The 17,914-nt window shown below is 72.9% G+C and carries 19 protein-coding genes; 12 read left to right on the top strand and 7 right to left on the bottom strand.

The annotated features are described in order from the left end of the window. Together RM812_RS16280 and RM812_RS16275 are read right to left on the bottom strand one after the other, a co-directional pair. On the bottom strand, positions 1 to 696 hold a 696-nt coding region (locus RM812_RS16280; RefSeq protein WP_311573267.1), incomplete at its 3' end, for a transglutaminase-like domain-containing protein. Between the two features lie 17 nt (positions 697 to 713). Next, positions 714 to 1,739 carry a GNAT family N-acetyltransferase gene (locus RM812_RS16275; RefSeq protein WP_311573266.1) on the bottom strand — a complete coding sequence of 342 codons (1,026 nt, stop codon included), beginning with the start codon at positions 1,737 to 1,739 and terminating at the stop codon, positions 714 to 716. A 140-nt stretch (positions 1,740 to 1,879) separates the two neighbouring features. On the opposite strand from RM812_RS16275, the gene fdxA reads away from it, so the two are divergent. Next, complete coding sequence (gene fdxA / locus RM812_RS16270; protein WP_053136647.1) at positions 1,880 to 2,200, top strand: ferredoxin; 321 nt, start codon at positions 1,880 to 1,882, stop codon at positions 2,198 to 2,200. 123 nt (positions 2,201 to 2,323) lie between these two features. Further along, on the top strand, positions 2,324 to 3,421 hold the full coding sequence (locus RM812_RS16265) for a bifunctional succinyldiaminopimelate transaminase/glutamate-prephenate aminotransferase (RefSeq protein WP_311573265.1): 1,098 nt from the start codon (positions 2,324 to 2,326) through the stop codon (positions 3,419 to 3,421). A 120-nt stretch (positions 3,422 to 3,541) separates the two neighbouring features. Here the strand turns inward: RM812_RS16265 and RM812_RS16260 are convergent, their stop codons facing one another. Together RM812_RS16260 and RM812_RS16255 are read right to left on the bottom strand one after the other, a co-directional pair. Further along, complete coding sequence (locus RM812_RS16260) at positions 3,542 to 3,958, bottom strand: ATP-binding protein (protein WP_311573264.1); 417 nt, start codon at positions 3,956 to 3,958, stop codon at positions 3,542 to 3,544. Between the two features lie 327 nt (positions 3,959 to 4,285). Next, a complete protein-coding gene (locus RM812_RS16255; protein ID WP_449657842.1) occupies positions 4,286 to 5,272 on the bottom strand; it encodes a heavy metal transporter in 987 nt (328 codons plus the stop codon). 96 nt (positions 5,273 to 5,368) lie between these two features. Between RM812_RS16255 and dapE the strand changes: the two genes are divergently transcribed. Both dapE and RM812_RS16245 read left to right on the top strand, forming a co-directional pair. Continuing rightward, positions 5,369 to 6,448 (top strand): succinyl-diaminopimelate desuccinylase, encoded by a 1,080-nt coding sequence (dapE, locus tag RM812_RS16250; protein WP_311573263.1) that lies wholly within the window; start codon positions 5,369 to 5,371, stop codon positions 6,446 to 6,448. 108 nt (positions 6,449 to 6,556) lie between these two features. After that, complete coding sequence (locus RM812_RS16245; RefSeq protein ID WP_311573262.1) at positions 6,557 to 7,315, top strand: LOG family protein; 759 nt, start codon at positions 6,557 to 6,559, stop codon at positions 7,313 to 7,315. A 153-nt stretch (positions 7,316 to 7,468) separates the two neighbouring features. Here the strand turns inward: RM812_RS16245 and folP are convergent, their stop codons facing one another. Beyond that, complete coding sequence (folP, locus tag RM812_RS16240) at positions 7,469 to 8,329, bottom strand: dihydropteroate synthase (protein WP_311573273.1); 861 nt, start codon at positions 8,327 to 8,329, stop codon at positions 7,469 to 7,471. A 338-nt stretch (positions 8,330 to 8,667) separates the two neighbouring features. Here folP and RM812_RS16235 point away from each other — a divergent pair, with 338 nt between their 5' ends. After that, complete coding sequence (locus tag RM812_RS16235) at positions 8,668 to 9,027, top strand: DivIVA domain-containing protein (protein WP_311573261.1); 360 nt, start codon at positions 8,668 to 8,670, stop codon at positions 9,025 to 9,027. Next, complete coding sequence (locus RM812_RS16230; RefSeq protein ID WP_311573260.1) at positions 9,024 to 9,608, top strand: DNA-3-methyladenine glycosylase I; 585 nt, start codon at positions 9,024 to 9,026, stop codon at positions 9,606 to 9,608. The genes RM812_RS16235 and RM812_RS16230 overlap by 4 nt, the downstream gene beginning before the upstream one ends. 79 nt (positions 9,609 to 9,687) lie before the next feature. Here the strand turns inward: RM812_RS16230 and chcB are convergent, their stop codons facing one another. Beyond that, a complete protein-coding gene (gene chcB, locus RM812_RS16225; protein WP_311573259.1) occupies positions 9,688 to 10,491 on the bottom strand; it encodes a 2-cyclohexenylcarbonyl CoA isomerase in 804 nt (267 codons plus the stop codon). A 370-nt stretch (positions 10,492 to 10,861) separates the two neighbouring features. Here chcB and RM812_RS16220 point away from each other — a divergent pair, with 370 nt between their 5' ends. Next, entirely contained in the window at positions 10,862 to 11,029 is a 168-nt protein-coding gene (locus RM812_RS16220) for a DUF3117 domain-containing protein (RefSeq protein WP_003966491.1), read from the top strand. A gap of 131 nt (positions 11,030 to 11,160) precedes the next feature. Here RM812_RS16220 and RM812_RS16215 read toward each other — a convergent pair whose 3' ends face one another. Beyond that, positions 11,161 to 11,859: an O-methyltransferase gene (locus tag RM812_RS16215; RefSeq protein ID WP_311573272.1), complete on the bottom strand. Its 699-nt coding sequence runs from the start codon at positions 11,857 to 11,859 to the stop codon at positions 11,161 to 11,163. A 288-nt stretch (positions 11,860 to 12,147) separates the two neighbouring features. Between RM812_RS16215 and sigE the strand changes: the two genes are divergently transcribed. The 5 genes from sigE (at position 12,148) to RM812_RS16190 (ending at position 17,777) form a co-directional block, all read left to right on the top strand. Beyond that, positions 12,148 to 12,819 (top strand): RNA polymerase sigma factor SigE, encoded by a 672-nt coding sequence (sigE, locus tag RM812_RS16210; protein WP_311573257.1) that lies wholly within the window; start codon positions 12,148 to 12,150, stop codon positions 12,817 to 12,819. Next, positions 12,816 to 13,853, top strand: coding sequence for an anti-sigma factor family protein (locus RM812_RS16205; RefSeq protein WP_311573256.1), 1,038 nt, complete (start codon positions 12,816 to 12,818; stop codon positions 13,851 to 13,853). The genes sigE and RM812_RS16205 overlap by 4 nt, the downstream gene beginning before the upstream one ends. A 766-nt stretch (positions 13,854 to 14,619) precedes the next feature. Then, the gene (locus RM812_RS16200; protein WP_394816459.1) at positions 14,620 to 16,233 is read left to right on the top strand and encodes a trypsin-like peptidase domain-containing protein; all 1,614 of its coding nucleotides are present in this window, start codon (positions 14,620 to 14,622) and stop codon (positions 16,231 to 16,233) included. A 148-nt stretch (positions 16,234 to 16,381) separates the two neighbouring features. Beyond that, positions 16,382 to 16,855, top strand: a complete 474-nt coding sequence (locus RM812_RS16195; protein ID WP_311573254.1) for a sec-independent translocase — start codon at positions 16,382 to 16,384, stop codon at positions 16,853 to 16,855. 250 nt (positions 16,856 to 17,105) lie between these two features. Beyond that, a complete protein-coding gene (locus tag RM812_RS16190) occupies positions 17,106 to 17,777 on the top strand; it encodes a hypothetical protein (RefSeq protein WP_311573253.1) in 672 nt (223 codons plus the stop codon). Positions 17,778 to 17,914 lie beyond the last annotated feature (137 nt).

Below are 17,914 nucleotides of genomic sequence, written 5' to 3'. Positions count from 1 at the left end.
CTTGTCGACGAGCTTGCCGTCGATGGCCGTGACCCTGAGGAACTTCCACAGCGACTTCTCCGGGCTCATCTGAATGGAGTGCGCCGCGTCGGTCTGCACGGTCACCCTGGCCGACATCGCCGGCTCGAGCATCGACGGATGCAACCCCGCCCCCGTCGCCCCGGCGACCAGCACCTCCGCGTCGTTCCCGCTGAGCACCCGGCCCGCGTCGAACGGATCGGCGAGCACCCGCTCCTCCTCCGGCCCGAACTCCGGCCCGAACCCGACGACGAAATGCCCCGGCAACGCGACCCCGTACACCGGGGCCCCCGCCCGCCGGGCCACCTCCAGCCACACCACCGACAGCATGATCGGCAGCCCGCGCCGGCGCCGCAGCACCTCGTGCAGCAACGACGACTCCAGCCGCTGGTAGTCCGCCGCGCCCCCGTGGAACCCGTACCGCCCGCCGAGCAGGTCCCGCACCGCCGCCGCCCAGGCCCGCGGCGTACCCGGCCGGAACGGGAGCTGTCCGGCCAGCCGGTCGAGCTCCATCTGCGCGGCGTCCAGACCCGCCTCGTCCAGCGCCCCGTCCGCCTCCGCGCCCAGCAGCAGGCACAGCGTCGACAGGTCGGGCCGCTCGGACCGCGCCTCTTCGGCGAACCGCCTCCGCACCTCGGCGGAGCGCTCGGACGACGGGGGACGGGGGAGGTGACGCATACCTGGCTCGTGCCCTCTCACGGCGATCGCTTACCGGCCGCACCGGCGCTTTCGGGCGCGCGGTAGTGGTGGTACGCGTGATGCGCCGCGAAGCCCATCCCCGCGTACAGCGCCCGCGCCCCCGCGTTGTCCGTCTCCACCTGGAGCCATGCCGCCGACGCGCCCTCGTCGAGCGCCCGCCGGGCCAGCGCGGCCATCACGGCGGTCGCCAGCCCCCGCCGCCGCTGCGCGGGGTCGACCTCGACGGCCGCGAAGGAGGCCCACCGCCCGTCCACGACACACCGCCCGATCGCCGCCGGGGCGTCCGCGTCCGTGCCCGGCACCGTCGCGAACCACACCGACGGCCCGGCGGCCAGCACCCGCAGGGCCACCTCGCTCACGCCCTTGCGCTGGTACCGCGTCAGCCACGCCTCGTCCGCCTCCCGGGACAGGACCACCCCGGTCCCCTCCGCCCGGTCGGCGACCGGTGCCAGGGCGCCGATCCACAGCTCGGCCGTCACCTCCCGCACCCAGCCCCGCCGCTCCAGCCCCGCGCACAGCAGCTCCTGCGTGCCCTCGGCCCCGGTGGCGGTCTGGACGTACGCGGGCAGGCCGCGCTCGCCGTACCAGCGTCGTACGGCGGTCAGCGCCTCGTCGAGCGGCAGCCCCGGGTCGCCGAGCGGGAGTACGGAGTTCGCCCGCCGCGTGAAACCGGAAGCCGCCCGCAGCTCCCACCCACCGAGCCGCTCGCTCTCCACCGGCCGCCAGGCCCGCGAGGCGACGCGCGCCAGTTCCTCGTAGGAGGCCGCGGGGCCGCGCCGACGCGCCGGAGCGGACGGCACCACCTTCCCCGCGACCAGCGCGGATTCCGGGACGCGAACGGTCTCGCCGCTCTTCCGTGTGATCAGCAGCACACCGTCGTCCCATGATGTGAGAACACCGACCGTGTCGGTGAACCTCTTGTCCGCGGCACAAGGTTCGCTCAAGCGTCGCACTGAGACCCGTTTGCCCACGTCAGCGGTGGTGATACGGACCTCAAGGCGTCCAGCGGCAGAGATTTCCACGGGTCGGTCCACCCCTCCTGTTCGGATCGTGCCCCAGAACGGAGATACTAGAGGCGGGCATCGACGACGCCGCGCTCCCGCGCGCCAGGCGGCGGAGCCTGAGGAGGCCCGCCAGCGCCCAATCGAGGAGGAACGACAGCGTGACCTACGTCATCGCGCAGCCTTGTGTCGACGTGAAGGACAAGGCGTGCATCGAGGAGTGCCCGGTCGACTGCATCTACGAGGGCCAGCGGTCCTTGTACATCCACCCGGACGAATGCGTCGACTGTGGTGCCTGTGAGCCGGTCTGCCCGGTCGAGGCGATCTTCTACGAGGACGACACTCCGGAGGAGTGGAAGGACTACTACAAGGCGAACGTCGAGTTCTTCGACGAGCTCGGCTCGCCCGGCGGTGCCAGCAAGCTGGGTCTGATCGAGCGCGACCACCCCTTCATCAGCGCGCTGCCGCCGCAGAACCAGTAGCAGCGGCCCGCGCCGCGCCGCGCCGCCTCGGTCCCGTACGGCCTGATCGCTCCCGATCGGCGCCGTACGGGACCGAGGCGTTTGCCGGGTCCCTGCCGTACCGACGAAAGTGAGCCAGTAACCGTGTCCGCAGTCTCCGACCGCTTGCCCACCTTCCCCTGGGACAAGCTGGAGCCGTACAAGAAGACGGCCGCCGCGCACCCCGACGGCATCGTCGACCTCTCCGTCGGCACCCCGGTCGACCCGGTCCCCGAGCTGATCCAGAAGGCCCTGATCGACGCGGCGGACTCCCCGGGCTACCCGACCGTCTGGGGCACCCCGGCACTGCGCGACGCGATCACCGGCTGGGTCGGGCGCCGCCTCGGCGCCCGGGACGTCACCCACCGCCACGTCCTGCCGATCGTCGGCTCCAAGGAACTCGTCGCCTGGCTCCCGACCCAGCTGGGCCTCGGCCCCGGCGACCGGGTGGCCTTCCCGCGCCTCGCCTACCCGACGTACGAGGTCGGCGCGCGTCTGGCCCGTGCGGAGTACGAGGTGTACGACGACCCGACCGAGCTGGACCCGGCGGGCCTGAAGCTGCTCTGGCTGAACTCGCCGTCCAACCCCACGGGCCGGGTCCTGTCCAAGGCCGACCTGGCCCGGATCGTCGGCTGGGCCCGCGAGCACGGCGTCCTCGTCGTCTCCGACGAGTGCTACCTGGAGCTGGGCTGGGAGGCCGACCCGGTCTCCGTCCTGCACCCGGACGTCAACGGGGGCTCGTACGACGGCCTGGTCGCCGTCCACTCCCTCTCCAAGCGCTCCAACCTCGCGGGCTACCGGGCGGCCTTCCTGGCGGGCGACCCGGCCGTCCTGGGCCCCCTGCTGGAGATCCGCAAGCACGGCGGCATGATGACGTCGGCACCGACGCAGGCGGCCGTGGTGGCGGCCCTCGGCGACGACGAGCACGTCCGCGTCCAGCGCGAGCGCTACGCGGCCCGCCGCGCGGCCCTGCGCGAGGCCCTGCTCGGCCACGGCTTCCGCATCGAGCACAGCGAGGCCAGCCTCTACCTCTGGGCCACCCGCGACGAGTCCTGCTGGGACACGGTGGCCCATCTGGCCGAGCGCGGCATCCTCGTGGCCCCGGGCGACTTCTACGGCCGGGCCGGCGAGAACTTCGTCCGCGTCGCCCTCACCGCGACGGACGAGCGCGTCCGCGCGGCGGTGGAACGCCTGACGGCCTGACGGCCCGGCTGCGGTGCGCCGTTGCGCCGTAGCCCACACCATCCCGCGCCGACGTGGGCACACAAGGGCGACGGGGCCCGGGAACCCACCCCGGACCCCGTCGCCGTACCGGCCGGGTGCTCAGCGCAGCGGCAGCGCCCCCTCGCCCAGCGTGCCCGTCGGCAGCCCGCCCTTCGTGGCGGTCTGCGCGGTGTCGCCGACGATGTCCCCGGCGGAGCCCGCCACGTCGCCGGCGCCCTTCTGCGCCGCGGGCGTGGCCTTCTTGACGACCGTGCCACCGGTCCTGCCCGCGGCCGGCACGGCCTTCTTGACGGTCTTGCCGCCGGTGTCGCCCGCGGTCTCGGTGACGTTCTGGGCCGTGGACCCGGCGGTGTCGCCGACGTTCGCCCCGTCCAGGGCGGTCAGTCCCCCGAGGTTCGGGGTGGCCGGCTGTACCGGGGCCGCGCCGGCGGAGCCGGCCGCACCGACCCCGGCAGCCGCTCCCGCGGCGACGAGCAGCGCGGCACGGGCGATCCGGCGGGACAGGGGGAGGGACATGATGCTCCTTCGACGGAAATCAGCAGTGCGGAACGAGGAATCCGACCGCGCCCGGCGAGTGGTCGACCGGGCCCGGACGCAGTGACTACCGCTCGAAGGCCCGGAAGGTTGCGGCGGCCCAACGTAAAGAGTTGGTAATGCATCGCATTATCAGGTCCACAGAAAAACGGGCAAAAGGATGTCGGCCGGGAAGGTCCGCCAAATCCTTTCAGCTCTTGTTTTCCCAGGCACCGGCCGAGGCGAGGGCAGCGGCGCGACCCCTGCGCATCGCCTCGGTCCGACACCGGCACGGACACCCGCAGGGGTGACGGCTCGTACTGCCGAGCGCTACCGCGCTGACGTGATCCGGACCGATCGCGTGTCCCGCTCCGCGTTCCGGGCGCCGCTCGCGCCCGTCGGGTACCACTTGCTGTCGGTGTTGCCCGCGGTCCACACCCGGCCGGCGTAGGAGACCCGTTCGATGCGGAGCGAGGAGGCGTTGGCCACCGCCCAGTGCGCCAGCTGCCAGCCACGCCGCCCCGCAGCGTCCGACGTGCCCGAGCCGGTGCCGGCGGTCACGGGCAGCGACACGGTCCGTCCGTCCCAGCCGCCCGCGGCGCTCGCGGCCGTTGAGGGGGTGGGCCTCGAGGAGACCTCCGCGCCGGCCGGCTGGAGCACGGCGCGCCCGAAGTCCCGTACGAGCGCCGCGCGTACCGCCTCCGGCCCCTCCAGCCCCGTCGCGCCGGGGCGTCCGTCGCAGGTCAGCGTCGCCGCGGACCGTCCGGTCAGCGCGGTGGCGAGCAGCCTGGCGTCCGGTTCGTGCTTGGCGTACGCCTGGGGGAAGCCGCTGCGCTGCACGCGCTGCACGCGCTGGGCGGCGACGGTCAGGGGCAGGCCCTTGTAGCCGGGCACCTCGACCAGACGGTCGTAGAACACGCCCGCCGAGTACGCCGGGTCCATGATCTCCTTCGGCGTGCCCCAGCCCTGCGAGGGCCGCTGCTGGAACAGGCCGAGCGAGTCCCGGTCGCCGTGGTCGAGATTGCGCAGCGCCGACTCCTGCAACGCGGTCGCCAGCGCGATCGTCACCGCCTGCTCCGGCAGGTTGCGCGCGGTGCCCACCGCGGTGATCGTCGCCGCGTTCACCGCCTGCTCCGGCGTGAACCCGTAGACCACCCCGGGGTCCTCGTCCGAGACCACCTTGCACCCCGGCGCGCCCGCGCCCCCGGTGACGTACTGCACCGCCAGGTAACCGGCGACCGCGAGCAGGACCACCGAGGCCGCCCCGGAACGGAGGAGGCGGCCACGGCGTTTGCGGGGTGGTGACGGCTGAAGCACGCGTACAAGGTACTGGAGGGTAATGCCGGGTGTACGCCAGGTCCGCATGGTGCCCGAAAGGGCAGGGCGAAAGGGCAGGGCGTTAGGGTCGGAGCCATGGCCGATACCCCGCTTGACCTCACGCTGGACGCCGCAGAGCTCACCGCGCGGCTCGTCGACTTCCCCTCCGAGAGCGGCACCGAGGAGCCGTTGGCGGACGCGATCGAGAGCTCCCTGCGCGCCCTGCCCCACCTGTCGGTCGAGCGGTACGGCAACAACGTCGTCGCCCGTACGAACCTCGGCCGCGCGGAGCGCGTGATCCTGGCCGGCCACATCGACACGGTCCCGATCGCCGACAACGTCCCCTCACGGCTGGACGAGGACGGGGTGCTGTGGGGCTGCGGCACCTGCGACATGAAGGCGGGCGTCGCGGTCCAGCTGCGCATCGCGGCGACGGTCCCGGCCCCCAACCGCGACCTGACCTTCGTCTTCTACGACAACGAGGAGGTCGCCGCGGAGCTGAACGGCCTGAAGCACGTCGCCGAGGCACACCCCGAGTGGCTGGAGGGCGACTTCGCGGTGCTCCTCGAACCGTCGGACGGCCAGGTGGAGGGCGGCTGCCAGGGCACGCTGCGGGTGCTGCTGCGGACGGCGGGCGAGCGAGCCCACTCCGCACGGAGCTGGATGGGTTCCAACGCCATCCACGCCGCCGCCCCGATCCTCGCCCGCCTGGCCGCCTATGAGCCGCGCCACCCGGTCATCGACGGCCTGGAGTACCGCGAGGGCCTCAACGCGGTCGGCATCACGGGCGGGGTGGCGGGCAACGTCATCCCCGACGAGTGCGTGGTCACCGTCAACTTCCGCTACGCCCCGGACCGCAGCCCTCAGGAAGCGCTCGCCCACGTCCGCGAGGTCTTCGCGGACTGCGGGGTGGCGGAGTTCGTCGTCGACGACCACAGCGGTGCGGCGCTGCCGGGCCTGTCCCACCCGGCCGCGGCGGCCTTCATCGAGGCGGTGGGCGGCACCCCGCAGCCCAAGTACGGCTGGACCGACGTGTCCCGCTTCTCGGCGCTCGGCGTCCCGGCGGTCAACTACGGCCCCGGCAACCCGCACTTGGCGCACAAGCGGGACGAACGGGTCGAGGTGAAGAAGATCCTCGCGGGCGAGGAGCGCCTGCGGTCCTGGCTGACCGCCTGATCCGCGGGGGGTTTGCGCCGCAGCGTTCCGGACATGCTGAGGTCCCCCGTACGTAACCCGCGTAGATCTACGCTGAGGTGGAAAGACCCGCAAACGGAGGGAGCGCGCATGGCCACCGGCAACCCCGAGGGCAAGAAGCGGCCACCGGAGGAGCAGCGCCTGGGCCCTGTCCTCCGGAGGCGGGGCCAGGTCCAGGAGAGCACCACGGACCAGCGTCTGCTGGACGAGCGTGCTCCGACGGACTGGGTCCACACCGACCCCTGGCGCGTCCTGCGCATCCAGTCGGAGTTCATCGAGGGCTTCGGCACGCTCGCCGAACTCCCGCCCGCGATCAGCGTCTTCGGCTCCGCCCGTACGGCGGTGGACTCGCCGGAGTACGAGGCGGGCGTGCGGCTGGGCCGCGGCCTGGTGGAGGCGGGCTTCGCGGTCATCACCGGCGGTGGGCCGGGGGCCATGGAGGCGGCCAACAAGGGCGCCCTGGAGGCGAAGGGCACGTCGGTCGGCCTCGGCATCGAGCTGCCCTTCGAGCAGGGGCTCAACCCGTACGTCGACATCGGCCTGAACTTCCGGTACTTCTTCGTCCGCAAGATGATGTTCGTGAAGTACGCGCAGGGCTTCGTCGTCCTGCCCGGCGGCCTCGGCACCCTCGACGAACTCTTCGAGGCCCTCACCCTGGTCCAGACCCAGAAGGTGACCCGCTTCCCCATCGTCCTGTTCGGGTCCGAGTACTGGGGCGGCCTGGTGAACTGGCTCCGCGACACCCTGGTGGCCCAGGGCAAGGCCGCGGAGAAGGACCTGCTGCTCTTCCACGTCACGGACGACGTGGAGGAGGCGGTGGCCCTGGTCTCCAAGGAAGCGGGACGCTAGCGCGCGGCTCGGGCCGGGCCGGTGGCCGAGACCACCGGCCCGGCACCGGGTCTGCCGCCCCGGGGGAGGGGACGCGTGGTCCCCACCGGGACGCAGGCGTGCGGGGGCGAGGAACCCGGCGTCAGCCCCACCGGTCCGCAGTCGGCGCCCCGCCTACGCCAACCCCCGCCGGGTCACCGCAGGGACCCGGTGGCCCGCGATCGTGGCCACCATGTCCAGGACCTGCCGCGTCTCCGCCACCTCGTGCACCCGGTACACCCGCGCCCCCAGCCACGCCGACACCGCCGTCGTCGCCAGCGTCCCGAGCACCCGCTCCTTCACGGGCCGGTCCAGCGTCTCCCCGACGAAGTCCTTGTTGGACAGGGACACCAGCACCGGCCACCCCGTCTCCACCATCTCCCCGAGCCGCCGCGTCGCCTCCAGGCTGTGCCGCGTGTTCTTCCCGAAGTCGTGCCCGGGATCGATCAGCACCGACTCCCGCGGCACCCCCAGCGCCACCGCCCGCTCGGCCAGCCCCAGCGTCACCTTCAGGATGTCGGCCATGACGTCGTCGTACGTCACCCGGTGCGGCCGCGTCCGCGGCTCGGCGCCACCCGCGTGCGTGCACACCAGCCCCACCCCGTACCGTGCGGCGACCTCCGCGAGCTTCGGGTCGACGCCGCCCCACGCGTCGTTCAGCAGGTCCGCCCCCGCCTCGCAGACGGCTTCGCCGACCTCGTGCCGCCAGGTGTCCACGCTGATCACGACGTCCGGGAACCGCCGCCGCACCTCCGCGACGAACCCCACCGTCCGCCGTGCCTCCTCCGCCGCCGAGACCTCGTCCCCGGGCCCGGCCTTCACCCCGCCGATGTCGATGATCGCGGCGCCGTCGGCGACCGCCTGCTCCACGCGCGCGAGGGCGGGCTCGTCGCGGAAGGTCGCCCCCTGGTCGTAGAAGGAGTCCGGGGTCCGGTTCACGATCGCCATGATCACCGGCTCGTGCGCCGCGAACTCGCGCCTGCCCAGCCTGAGCATCCCCTGTGACATCTCCTCGCCCATACCGTCCTCACGTCCCACTCTCGCCTTGGAAACCGCCTACGCGTCAGGCCTGTGAACCAGGCCTGCGACCAGGCCCGTGAACCAGGCCTGCGACCAGGCCCGTGAACCGGGCTCACGAACCCGTCCCGAGGACCGGCCCACCGACCCGGCCCACGAGTCTTCGAAGCGGCCTTGGACCGCCTGCGACCCGGACTGTCAGACTCGCATGGCACGATCGGACCCGACACAACCGACTCCGACTCCGATCCAACCAGCCACGCGATCCGCCGAACCCACGCGATCGCCGCGCCAGACCGACCATGGGGGCCCCAGCGATGGTCATGTTCCTGTTCCTCGTCATCGCGCTGGCCGTCGTGGTCACCGCGGTCACGCTCGCCGTGGTGAGCGGCGGCGACAGCGGGCCGTTGCCCGAGGCCGCACCGGAGCGGCTGAGGGACCCCCTGCCCCCCGACCGCCCGGTGGGCCGCGCGGACGTGGAGCGGCTCCGCTTCCCGCTCGTCGTCCGCGGCTACCGCATGGCGGAGGTCGACGACGCCCTCGGCCGCCTCGGCGCCGAGCTGGCCGAGCGCGACGCCCGCATCGCCGACCTGGAGGCCGCGCTGGCCGGCGCCCGGGCCGCCGCCACCCGCCCGCACGTCTCCATGGACAAGCCGGCCCAGGAGGAGCAGCAGTGAGCGCCAAAGAGGCCGTCGTGGGGCCGGACGGCGCGCCGCGCTGCCCCTGGGCCCTGTCCACCGCGGACTACGTGGCCTACCACGACGAGGAGTGGGGCCGCCCGGTCCACGGCGACGACGCCCTGTACGAACGGCTCAGCCTGGAGGCCTTCCAGTCCGGCCTGTCCTGGATCACCATCCTGCGCCGCCGCACCGGCTTCCGCACCGCCTTCGCGGACTTCGAGATCGCCAAGGTGGCGGCCTTCACCGACGGGGACCGCGAGCGCCTGCTCGCCGATGCCGGGATCATCCGCAACCGCGCCAAGATCGACGCGACCCTCGCCAACGCGCGCGTGCTGGCCGAGTGGGCCCCGGGTGACCTGGACGAGCTGATCTGGTCGCACGCCCCGGACCCGGCCGGCCGCCCGGTCCCGAAGACGCTCGCCGACGTCCCCGCCGTCACACCCGAGTCCACGGCACTGTCCAAGGCCCTGAAGAAGCGGGGCCTGCGTTTCGTCGGCCCGACGACGGCGTACGCGCTGATGCAGGCGTGCGGACTGGTCGACGACCACCTGGCGGCGTGCGTGGCGCGACGGGCCTGAACCGCGCCGCCTGCCACCCCGCCCTGCCCCGCCGGCCACCCTGCCCCGCCGGCCACCCCGGCCCACCGGTCCCTGGCGTCTACCGGCCCAGGTACTTGGGCTTCTCCTTGTTGACGAACGCCCGCACCGCGATCGCGTGGTCCTCGGAGGACCCCGCCCGGGACTGCAGCTCGTCCTCCTTCTCCAGCGTCTCGGAGAGCGAGTGCGTCAGCCCGTACGCCATCGCCTCCTTCAGCGCCGCGTACGCCACCGTCGGGCCCCCGGCCAGCGCCCGTGCCGTCCGCTCGGCCTCGGCGCGCAGGTCGGCCGCGGGCACGACCCGGTTGGCGATGCCCAGCTCGTACGCCTCCTGGGCGCCGATGCTGCGCGGGAAGAGCAGCAGGTCGGCGGCGCGCCCCGGGCCGACGACGCGCGGCAGCGTCCAGGAGACGCCCGAGTCGGCGGTCAGCGCGACACCCGCGAACGACGTGTTGAACGCCGCCGTGTCCGCGACGATCCGGTAGTCCGCCGCGAGCGCGAAACCGAAGCCCGCCCCGGCCGCCACGCCGTTCACGGCGGCGACCACCGGCTTGGCGGCCTCGGCCAGCGCCCGCACGATCGGGTTGTAGTGCTCGCGCACCGTGCTCATCGTCCGGCCGGAGCCCGACTCCCGGTCGGAGGCGAGCAGCCCGATGTGCTCCTTGAGGTCCTGGCCGACGCAGAACGCCCGCTCCCCGGCCGCGGTCAGCAGCACCGCCCGCACGGCGTCGTCCGCCGCCGCGGAGCGCACCGCGTCCCGGAGCGCGACCTTGGCCTCGATGTTCAGCGCGTTCATCGCCTCCGGGCGGTTCAGCGTGATCGTCGCGAGCCCGTCGCTCACCTCGTAGAGCACGGTGTCGGCCATGGTTTTCCCCTCCGCGTCGTGGCGTGTGTCCTTGGGTGCGTCTTGGTGTCCGGGAGACAGCATGACGGAGATCACCGGTGACGGATCGGACCGGCGGTGTGACCTGCGTCAAAGAATTCCGGTCCGTGTCCATTCGGCGGAAGTGGGCGAGGGCGCGCAGTATCGCAGCCACATCCCCGAATTGAGTGGTTTTGCTCGCGCGCGTTGCCCAAGCGATGCCGACCGATGTTGGTCATCGGGTCCTGCGATGCGGGATAATGGCCGGGAAGCAATGTGTTCGATGCCGGTGTCGCGCGTCCGTGCCGGACTGCGCGTGCCCTCACGGGCCGTCGGCGGTGACGGTGAGCTGGTATCAGGAAGGGGAACGAGCATGGCGGCCATGAAGCCGCGGACGGGCGATGGCCCGCTCGAGGTGACCAAGGAGGGGCGGGGCATCGTCATGCGCGTTCCGCTCGAAGGCGGCGGTCGACTCGTCGTCGAGCTGACCCCCGATGAGGCCGACGCGCTCGGCGACGCCCTCAAGAAGGTCGTCGGCTGACGCGCAAGCGACCATACCCGTTCAATTGCCCCGGCACCGCGCATGGTGCCGGGGTGATTGTTTTTCCGCTTTCTCCGGCCGGAGAGAAGCGGTGACCGGGAAGAAGTGGTGACCGAGAACGGGTCACCGCTTCACCGCTTCACCGCGCACAGCAGCCCGTCGCCCACCGGGAGCAGGGACGGCACCAGCTCCTGGCTCTCCCGGACCGCGCGCAGCAGCTCCCGCAGCCGCAGCACCTCCGTGGGCTGCGGTCCGGAGTCGATCGTCCGGCCGGCGCCGAACACGCCCTCGAAGGCGACGAGACCTCCGGGACGCAGCAGACGCAACGATTCAGCGAGGTAGTCCTGGTACTCCAGGCGGTCGCCGTCGCAGAAGACCAGGTCGTAGCCGGCGTCCGCGAGCCGGGGCAGGACGTCCAGGGCGCGGCCCGGGATGAAACGGGCCCGGTTGCTGGCGAAGCCCGCGGCCCGGAAGGCCTGGCGGGCGAACTGCTGGTGCTCCGGCTCCGGGTCGACCGTGGTGAGCACCCCGTCCGGCCGCATGCCGTACAGCAGATGGATCCCGGAGACACCGCAGCCGGTGCCGATCTCCGCGACCGCCTTGGCGTCCACGGCGGCGGCGAGCAACCCCAGGGCGGCGCCCGTGCCTGGGGTCACCGAGCGCAGGCCCGCCTCATGGGCCCGGTCGCGTGCCCAGCGCAGCGCGTCGTCCTCGGCGACATAGGCGTCGGAGAACGCCCAGCTCGTCTGCCGGTTGCCGGTAATGACCCTCTCCTGTCCCCGTCGTTGCCTCGGCGTGACTGTATCCGTTGGTGTCGGGAACCCGCAGATGGGACCGGTCGTTTAAGAGGAGAGCAAAGAGACGACCGAGCGGCCGCGAGTGCGACGGGGGGCGGCGAGTTGGGCCAGGGTGCCGAGCAAGTGCTGACGCAGCCGTACGAGCCGTGTCAGCACAGATCAAATTCTCGTAAAACCGCTTATCCGGAGCTAACGGGCGAGGTGGCTATGGTAGGGGCTCCACTGGACACCACCAGAGCCGACAGGGGAGGTGCGGCCGCACCCGCGGATCGGGGAGGAGTGCTGCGGCGCTTCCTCGGATCGGCAGGCAGGCCGAAATCCGTGAACGACACCGCTGCTGACCCCAGCCACGCCGACGGTCCCGCCAAGGGACACGCCCACACCGCGACCTTCTCCAGCGACGCGAACGGGCAGGCGTGGACTCCGCCCACCTGGGAGGAGATCGTCAGCACCCACAGCGGCCGGGTCTACCGCCTCGCCTACCGCCTCACCGGCAACCAGCACGACGCCGAGGACCTCACCCAGGAGGTCTTCGTCCGCGTCTTCCGGTCGTTGTCGACCTACACGCCGGGCACCTTCGAGGGCTGGCTGCACCGCATCACCACCAACCTCTTCCTGGACATGGTCCGCCGCAAGCAGCGCATCCGCTTCGACGCGCTCGGCGACGACGCGGCCGAGCGGCTGCCCAGCAAGGAGCCCACCCCGCAGCAGCTCTTCCACGACGCCCACTTCGACGCGGACGTCCAGCAGGCCCTGGACACCCTGGCGCCCGAGTTCCGGGCCGCCGTCGTGCTGTGCGACATCGAGGGGCTGTCGTACGAGGAGATCGCCGCGACCCTCGGCGTGAAGCTCGGCACGGTGCGCTCCCGTATCCACCGCGGCCGCTCCCAGCTGCGCAAGGCCCTCGCGCACCGCTCCCCCGAGGCGCGTGCCGTGCGTCGCTCGTTCGCAGCCCGTGTTCCCGCACTGGGGGGAGGGGGCACGAGCGCGTGAGTGGGTCACGGCCGAAATCCGAGGGACACCTCGCAGAGCAGCATCTGGGAGACCGACTCTCCGCCCTGGTGGACGGAGAGCTCGGTCATGACGCGCGTGAGCGCGTGCTGGCGCACGTGGCCACCTGCCCGAAGTGCAAGGCGGAGGTCGACGCGCAGCGCCGGTTGAAGAACGTGTTCGCGGAAGCGGCCCCGCCGGCCCCGTCCGAGAGCTTCCTCGCCCGCCTCCAGGGGCTTCCCGGGGGAGGCGACACGGACGGTGGCGGCTCGCCGCTGGGCGGCGGAGGGTTCTCCGACGGTCTGGCCGGGCTGCCCGGAAGGATCGGGGCGACCGGGACCTCCGGAGTCTTCGGTACGAAGCGTGGCGAGCGGTTCGAGTTCGACTACGCTCCCGTCCGGCCGCACGCCTCCGTGCTGCCACCGTCCGCGCAGCAGCGGGGCTTCCGGATCCACGACGTGAGCCGGCACGACTCCGAGCGGTCGGCCTCGCGCGGCCTGCGGTTCGCGTTCGCCGCCGCCGGGGCGGTGTCGCTGGCCGCGATCGCGCTGGGCGGGGTCACCGTCGTCATGCCGGACGCCACCACGGAGGCACGGGGTTCGGGCAGCGGAAGCAATGTGACGCCGACGCGCACACAGGGCGCGGGCGCGTCCACGAGCCCCGACAGCCAGCGCCGGCGCTCGGGCGCTGCGCTGCTCGGACAGACCCAGGGGCAGCGGGCGCTCGGCGACACCACCGTCGCGCCCACCGCGCTGTCCGCGCCGCTGCTGCCGGGGCTGACGGCCTCCTCCGGCACCAATCCGCACCAGCAGGCCTTGCGTGCGCTGACCACTCCGGTGACGGCCGGTGCCGCCGCGATGTCCCCGTTGATACGTCCGCTGGAGTCGGTTCCGCCGCTCGCCCTGACGGCCCTGACCTCCTGGTCGACGACCCCCGAGGGGGGGCCACCCGGTCTGCTCACCGCCCCCGTCCCCGAACCCGCCGCGTCCCTCTACCCGTCGGCGTCCCCCGGCGTCTCCCACCGCCCGCCTCCCTGACCGGAGTCTGCGCGCCGGGCCGCGAACCTGATTGAATCCGGGGTGGCACCAGAGCCCTTGGAGCCGACGATCTGCGGCCAGCTGCGGGGGAGACATGAACGACGGGAAGCCCACGAAGGCGAAGTGGTGGAGTCGTCCCCGCTCGTCCGGAGACGCGACCGACGGCGACTTCGAACTGGAGCGCCCGCGCGCGACCCCCGAGTCCGCCGGCGGCGACTTCGAGTTGGAGCGCCCGTCGGCGACCCGGGTGGCCGCCGGGGGCGACTACGAGCTGCACCGCCCGGCGCCCCCGACGAACGCGCCCACAGGCACCGGCCAGGAGGCCGCCCTGCCCGACGACACGAGCACGGACACCGCCCCACCCACGGGCGCGACCTCGAGGGCGGGCGGGGGCCACGGAGGCATTTCCCTCGCGGGCGCGGACACCGGCGCAACCGCGTACACGGGTGGCGGCCACGCCGCCGCTTCGCCCACCGACGTGGCCTCACCGAAGGGCCGGGACCACGACGACGCTTCGCCCACCGACGCGACCTCACCGACGGGCCGGGACCACGCCGCCGCCTCGCTCGCGGACGCGCCCACCGACGCGGCCCCGTCGGCGGGCCGGGACCACGAGGCCGCCTCGCTTGCGGGTGCTGACGGAGCTTCGCCTGCGGGTGTGGCTGCCGATGCGGCCTCGTCGGCGGGTGGGGGCCGCGACGGTGCACCGGGCCGTGGCGTGGGTACCGGCACAGGCCCGCTCGCGGGTGCGGATGCCGAGGGCGCCATGGACACAGGCGTGGGCGCCGGCGTCGATGGTGACGGTGATGTCCTGGCCGCCGTGACCGTCGCCGAGCGGCCGAAGCCGTTGCACGATCCCGACCCGTACAGCACCCCGCCGTACGGCGAGCCGGGCCCCTGGGCCCCCGCTCCGCCGGTCCAGCATCCGGCGGCGCCGGTCCTGTCCCCGCCTCCGGGAGCGGTACCGGAACCGTCCCTGGCGGACGCCCCGCCTCCTGTCCCGCCGGCCGCCGGCCCGGTGGGGTCGGCGATGCCTCCCGTGCCCGGCGTTCCGGCGGGTCCGCCGTCCCCGCCTCCGGGTGCCGCGGTTCCCGACCCCACCGCCGGCGCGGGCACCCCGGCCCACAGCGCGACGGCAGCGGCGGGGGAGCCGTCGGCGTTCCCGCCCCCCGACCCCTGGCGGCGCTACGACCCCTGGGCCGCCTCGGCCGCCGCCGCGCCGCTTCAGCACACCGGTGCGCTCCCCCGGACGCCCAAGCAGCGGCGCAGGCGGGCCGTACGGGCACTCGTCGGCGGTTCCCTGCTGATCGCCCTCGTCTCCGGCGGCATCGGCGGCGCCATGGGGGCGTACCTCGAGCGGAACGGCGGCGTGGGGACGATCGAGTTGCCGCAGGCCGGGAAGGAACCGGCCGAGCGGGCGCCGGACAGCGTGGCCGGCATCGCCGCCCGGGCCCTGCCCGGCGTGGTGACGCTGCACGTGAGCGGCAGCGACGCGGCGGGCACCGGCACCGGCTTCGTACTCGACGGCAACGGCCACATCCTGACCAACAACCACGTCGTGGAGCCCGCCGGATCCGGCGGCGAGATAACCGTCACCTTCAACAGCGGCGACACCGCCGAGGCGACGGTCGTCGGCCGCGACAGCGGATACGACCTCGCCGTGGTGAAGGTGAGCGGCGTACGGGGACTCACCCCCATGCCCCTCGGCAACTCCGAGAACGTCCACGTGGGTGACCCCGTCGTCGCCATCGGCGCGCCCTTCGACCTGGCGGGCACGGTCACCTCCGGCATCATCAGCGCCAAGGAGCGGCCCATCACCGCGGGCGGCGAGGAGAGCGACGGCAGCGACGTGTCGTACGTCGACGCCCTGCAGACCGACGCGCCCATCAACCCCGGCAACTCCGGCGGTCCTCTCCTGGACGCCCAGGGCCGGGTCATCGGCATCAACTCCGCCATCCGGTCCGCCGACAGCGGCGGACCGGATGCGGACGGCGGCCAGGCCGGCTCCATAGGGCTCGGTTTCGCCATCCCCATCAACCAGGGCAAGCGCGTCGCCGAGGAACTGATCAACACGGGCAAGGCCACCCACCCGGTCATCGGCATCACCCTCGACATGAACTACACCGGCGACGGCGCCCGCGTCGGCACCAAGAGCGGCGACGGCGGACCCCCGGTCACCGCGGGCGGCCCCGGCGCCGAGGCCGGCCTCGAGCCCGGGGACGTGATCACCGAGGTCGACGGCCGACGCGTGCACTCCGGTGAGGAACTCATCGTCAAGACCCGCGCCCACCGCCCCGGCGACCGCCTGGAACTGACGCTGGAGCGCGCCGGCAAGGAGACGAAGGTCTCACTGGTGCTCGGTTCGTCCGGCGGGGACTGAGCCGTCGCACAGGTCCTGACAAGGGCCCAGGAAGGCAAACAATTCGGAAAGCACTCGCATACACCCGCTCGGGACCGACGGGACGGTACCGGTCGGACGGGGTCGGCGGGTACCGTGGTGGCGGCCCGGACATCGCAAGGAGCTTCAGGTGTTCAATGACATAGGACCACTCGAGCTGGTCACGCTCGTTGTCCTCGCCGTGCTCGTCTTCGGTCCGGACAAGCTCCCCAAGGTCATCCAGGACGTGACGCGCACCATCCGGAAGATCCGGGAGTTCTCGGACAGCGCCAAGCAGGACATCCGGCAGGAGCTGGGCCCCGAGTTCAAGGACTTCGAGTTCGAGGACCTCAACCCCAAGACGTTCATCCGCAAGCAGCTGGACAACGACGATCTGGGGCTCAAGGAGATCCGCAACGGCTTCGACCTGAAGAAGGAGATGGCCGAGGTCACCGACGCGATCCACGGCCGTGAGTCCGATTCGTCGACCGGTTCCTCGTCCTCCTCCGCCTCGTCGTCATCGTCGTCCTCCTCCGGGTCCACCGGCGGTCGTATCGACATGTCGAAGAAGCCCGAGACCCCCGCCCGCGACGACCGCCCGCCCTTCGACGCGGACGCCACCTGAGTCAGGCCCGCGGGCTGCCGTGCGGCACGGGAGCCCACTCCCGGCCGCACGTGACGTGTCTCACACCCCGATGGGGCCGCGGGGCGCACCGGGCGTGAAGGCGACGTCCGCGCGACCCACGCGCAGTTCGGTTTTCCGGCTGCCGCCTGTGGGTGTGGCTATGCTGCCGAGTTGTTGTGCGGACCGGAGAGTGCGCCCGAAGGGGGGCGGGCCGTTCCGGTCCGACGAGAGCGAGGAGGCGTCCGGGTTCATGGAGACGACGAGTGGGACGGTCGCGCAGGCGTCGGCCGCGGAGGACGGACCACGGGTCTCCTCCGCCCGGCGCACGGTCGACGGCTACCTGCGCGCGCCCTTCCCTTGGTACGGCCTGGACGAGGCCTTCACGGGACGGCGCTGGCTGATGCAGGTCGGTATGGCGGCCGACGGGGCCGTGGAACACGGCTCGATCGGGCACGGCGACGAACCGTCCGTGCGCAACGAGCACGTGGCGGGCGACGACCAGGACACCAGGGAGAAGTTCGCGGTCGTCGTGACCGTCGCGGCCAACCCCGACCGGCACAGCGCCGACGGTACGGGCCTGCTGGAGGCCACCTCGGTGTCCTCGGCCGCCTGGCTCGCCGGTGTGGGGCTGCTGTCCTGCACCTGGCCCGGCCAGATGGACCACTCGCTGCGCGACGACTGGCTGGAGCAGCAGACCGAGACCGCGTGGGTCCTCGCCGACGACCTCGACGGAGAGGACTGGTCGACCCTGTTCCTCCCCGTGGACGGCGTGCCGACGTCCTTCCACTACCGGGAGTCCGAGTACGGCTGGGTGCTCGCCGGTTCCACCGAACAGGGCGTCCATCTGGGGGCCTACGGCAGGGGCATCAGCGCCTACGGGCTGGCCTTCTCCGTGGTCATCGACATCGCCGCGTACGCCTAGTAGGGCCTGTCTGACCATTCCCGCCTGCCGCGCGGCCCGCCCTCCGGGCGGACGACGGGAATGGTCAGACAGGCCCTGGCCCACCCGCACTGTCCGCCGGCGCACGACAAGGGGCGCCGTCCCGGCGGACGGCGCCC

This window comes from Streptomyces lancefieldiae, from assembly GCF_031845825.1.
Lineage (GTDB): Bacteria > Actinomycetota > Actinomycetes > Streptomycetales > Streptomycetaceae > Streptomyces > Streptomyces lancefieldiae.
This window is presented reverse-complemented; position numbering and strand designations above follow the sequence as displayed.

What these genes read in the sequence shown, in the direction of transcription:
- RM812_RS16260 (WP_311573264.1), bottom strand. Translation starts at nt 3,958, where the DNA reads ATGTCCCTCCCCCTGTCCCGCCGGATCGCCCGTGCCGCGCTGCTCGTC.
- dapE (WP_311573263.1), top strand. Translation starts at nt 5,369, where the DNA reads ATGGCCGATACCCCGCTTGACCTCACGCTGGACGCCGCAGAGCTCACC.
- RM812_RS16245 (WP_311573262.1), top strand. Translation starts at nt 6,557, where the DNA reads ATGGCCACCGGCAACCCCGAGGGCAAGAAGCGGCCACCGGAGGAGCAG.
- folP (WP_311573273.1), bottom strand. Translation starts at nt 8,329, where the DNA reads ATGCTCAGGCTGGGCAGGCGCGAGTTCGCGGCGCACGAGCCGGTGATC.
- RM812_RS16235 (WP_311573261.1), top strand. Translation starts at nt 8,668, where the DNA reads ATGGTCATGTTCCTGTTCCTCGTCATCGCGCTGGCCGTCGTGGTCACC.
- chcB (WP_311573259.1), bottom strand. Translation starts at nt 10,491, where the DNA reads ATGGCCGACACCGTGCTCTACGAGGTGAGCGACGGGCTCGCGACGATC.
- RM812_RS16220 (WP_003966491.1), top strand. Translation starts at nt 10,862, where the DNA reads ATGGCGGCCATGAAGCCGCGGACGGGCGATGGCCCGCTCGAGGTGACC.
- RM812_RS16200 (WP_394816459.1), top strand. Translation starts at nt 14,620, where the DNA reads ATGGACACAGGCGTGGGCGCCGGCGTCGATGGTGACGGTGATGTCCTG.
- RM812_RS16190 (WP_311573253.1), top strand. Translation starts at nt 17,106, where the DNA reads ATGGAGACGACGAGTGGGACGGTCGCGCAGGCGTCGGCCGCGGAGGAC.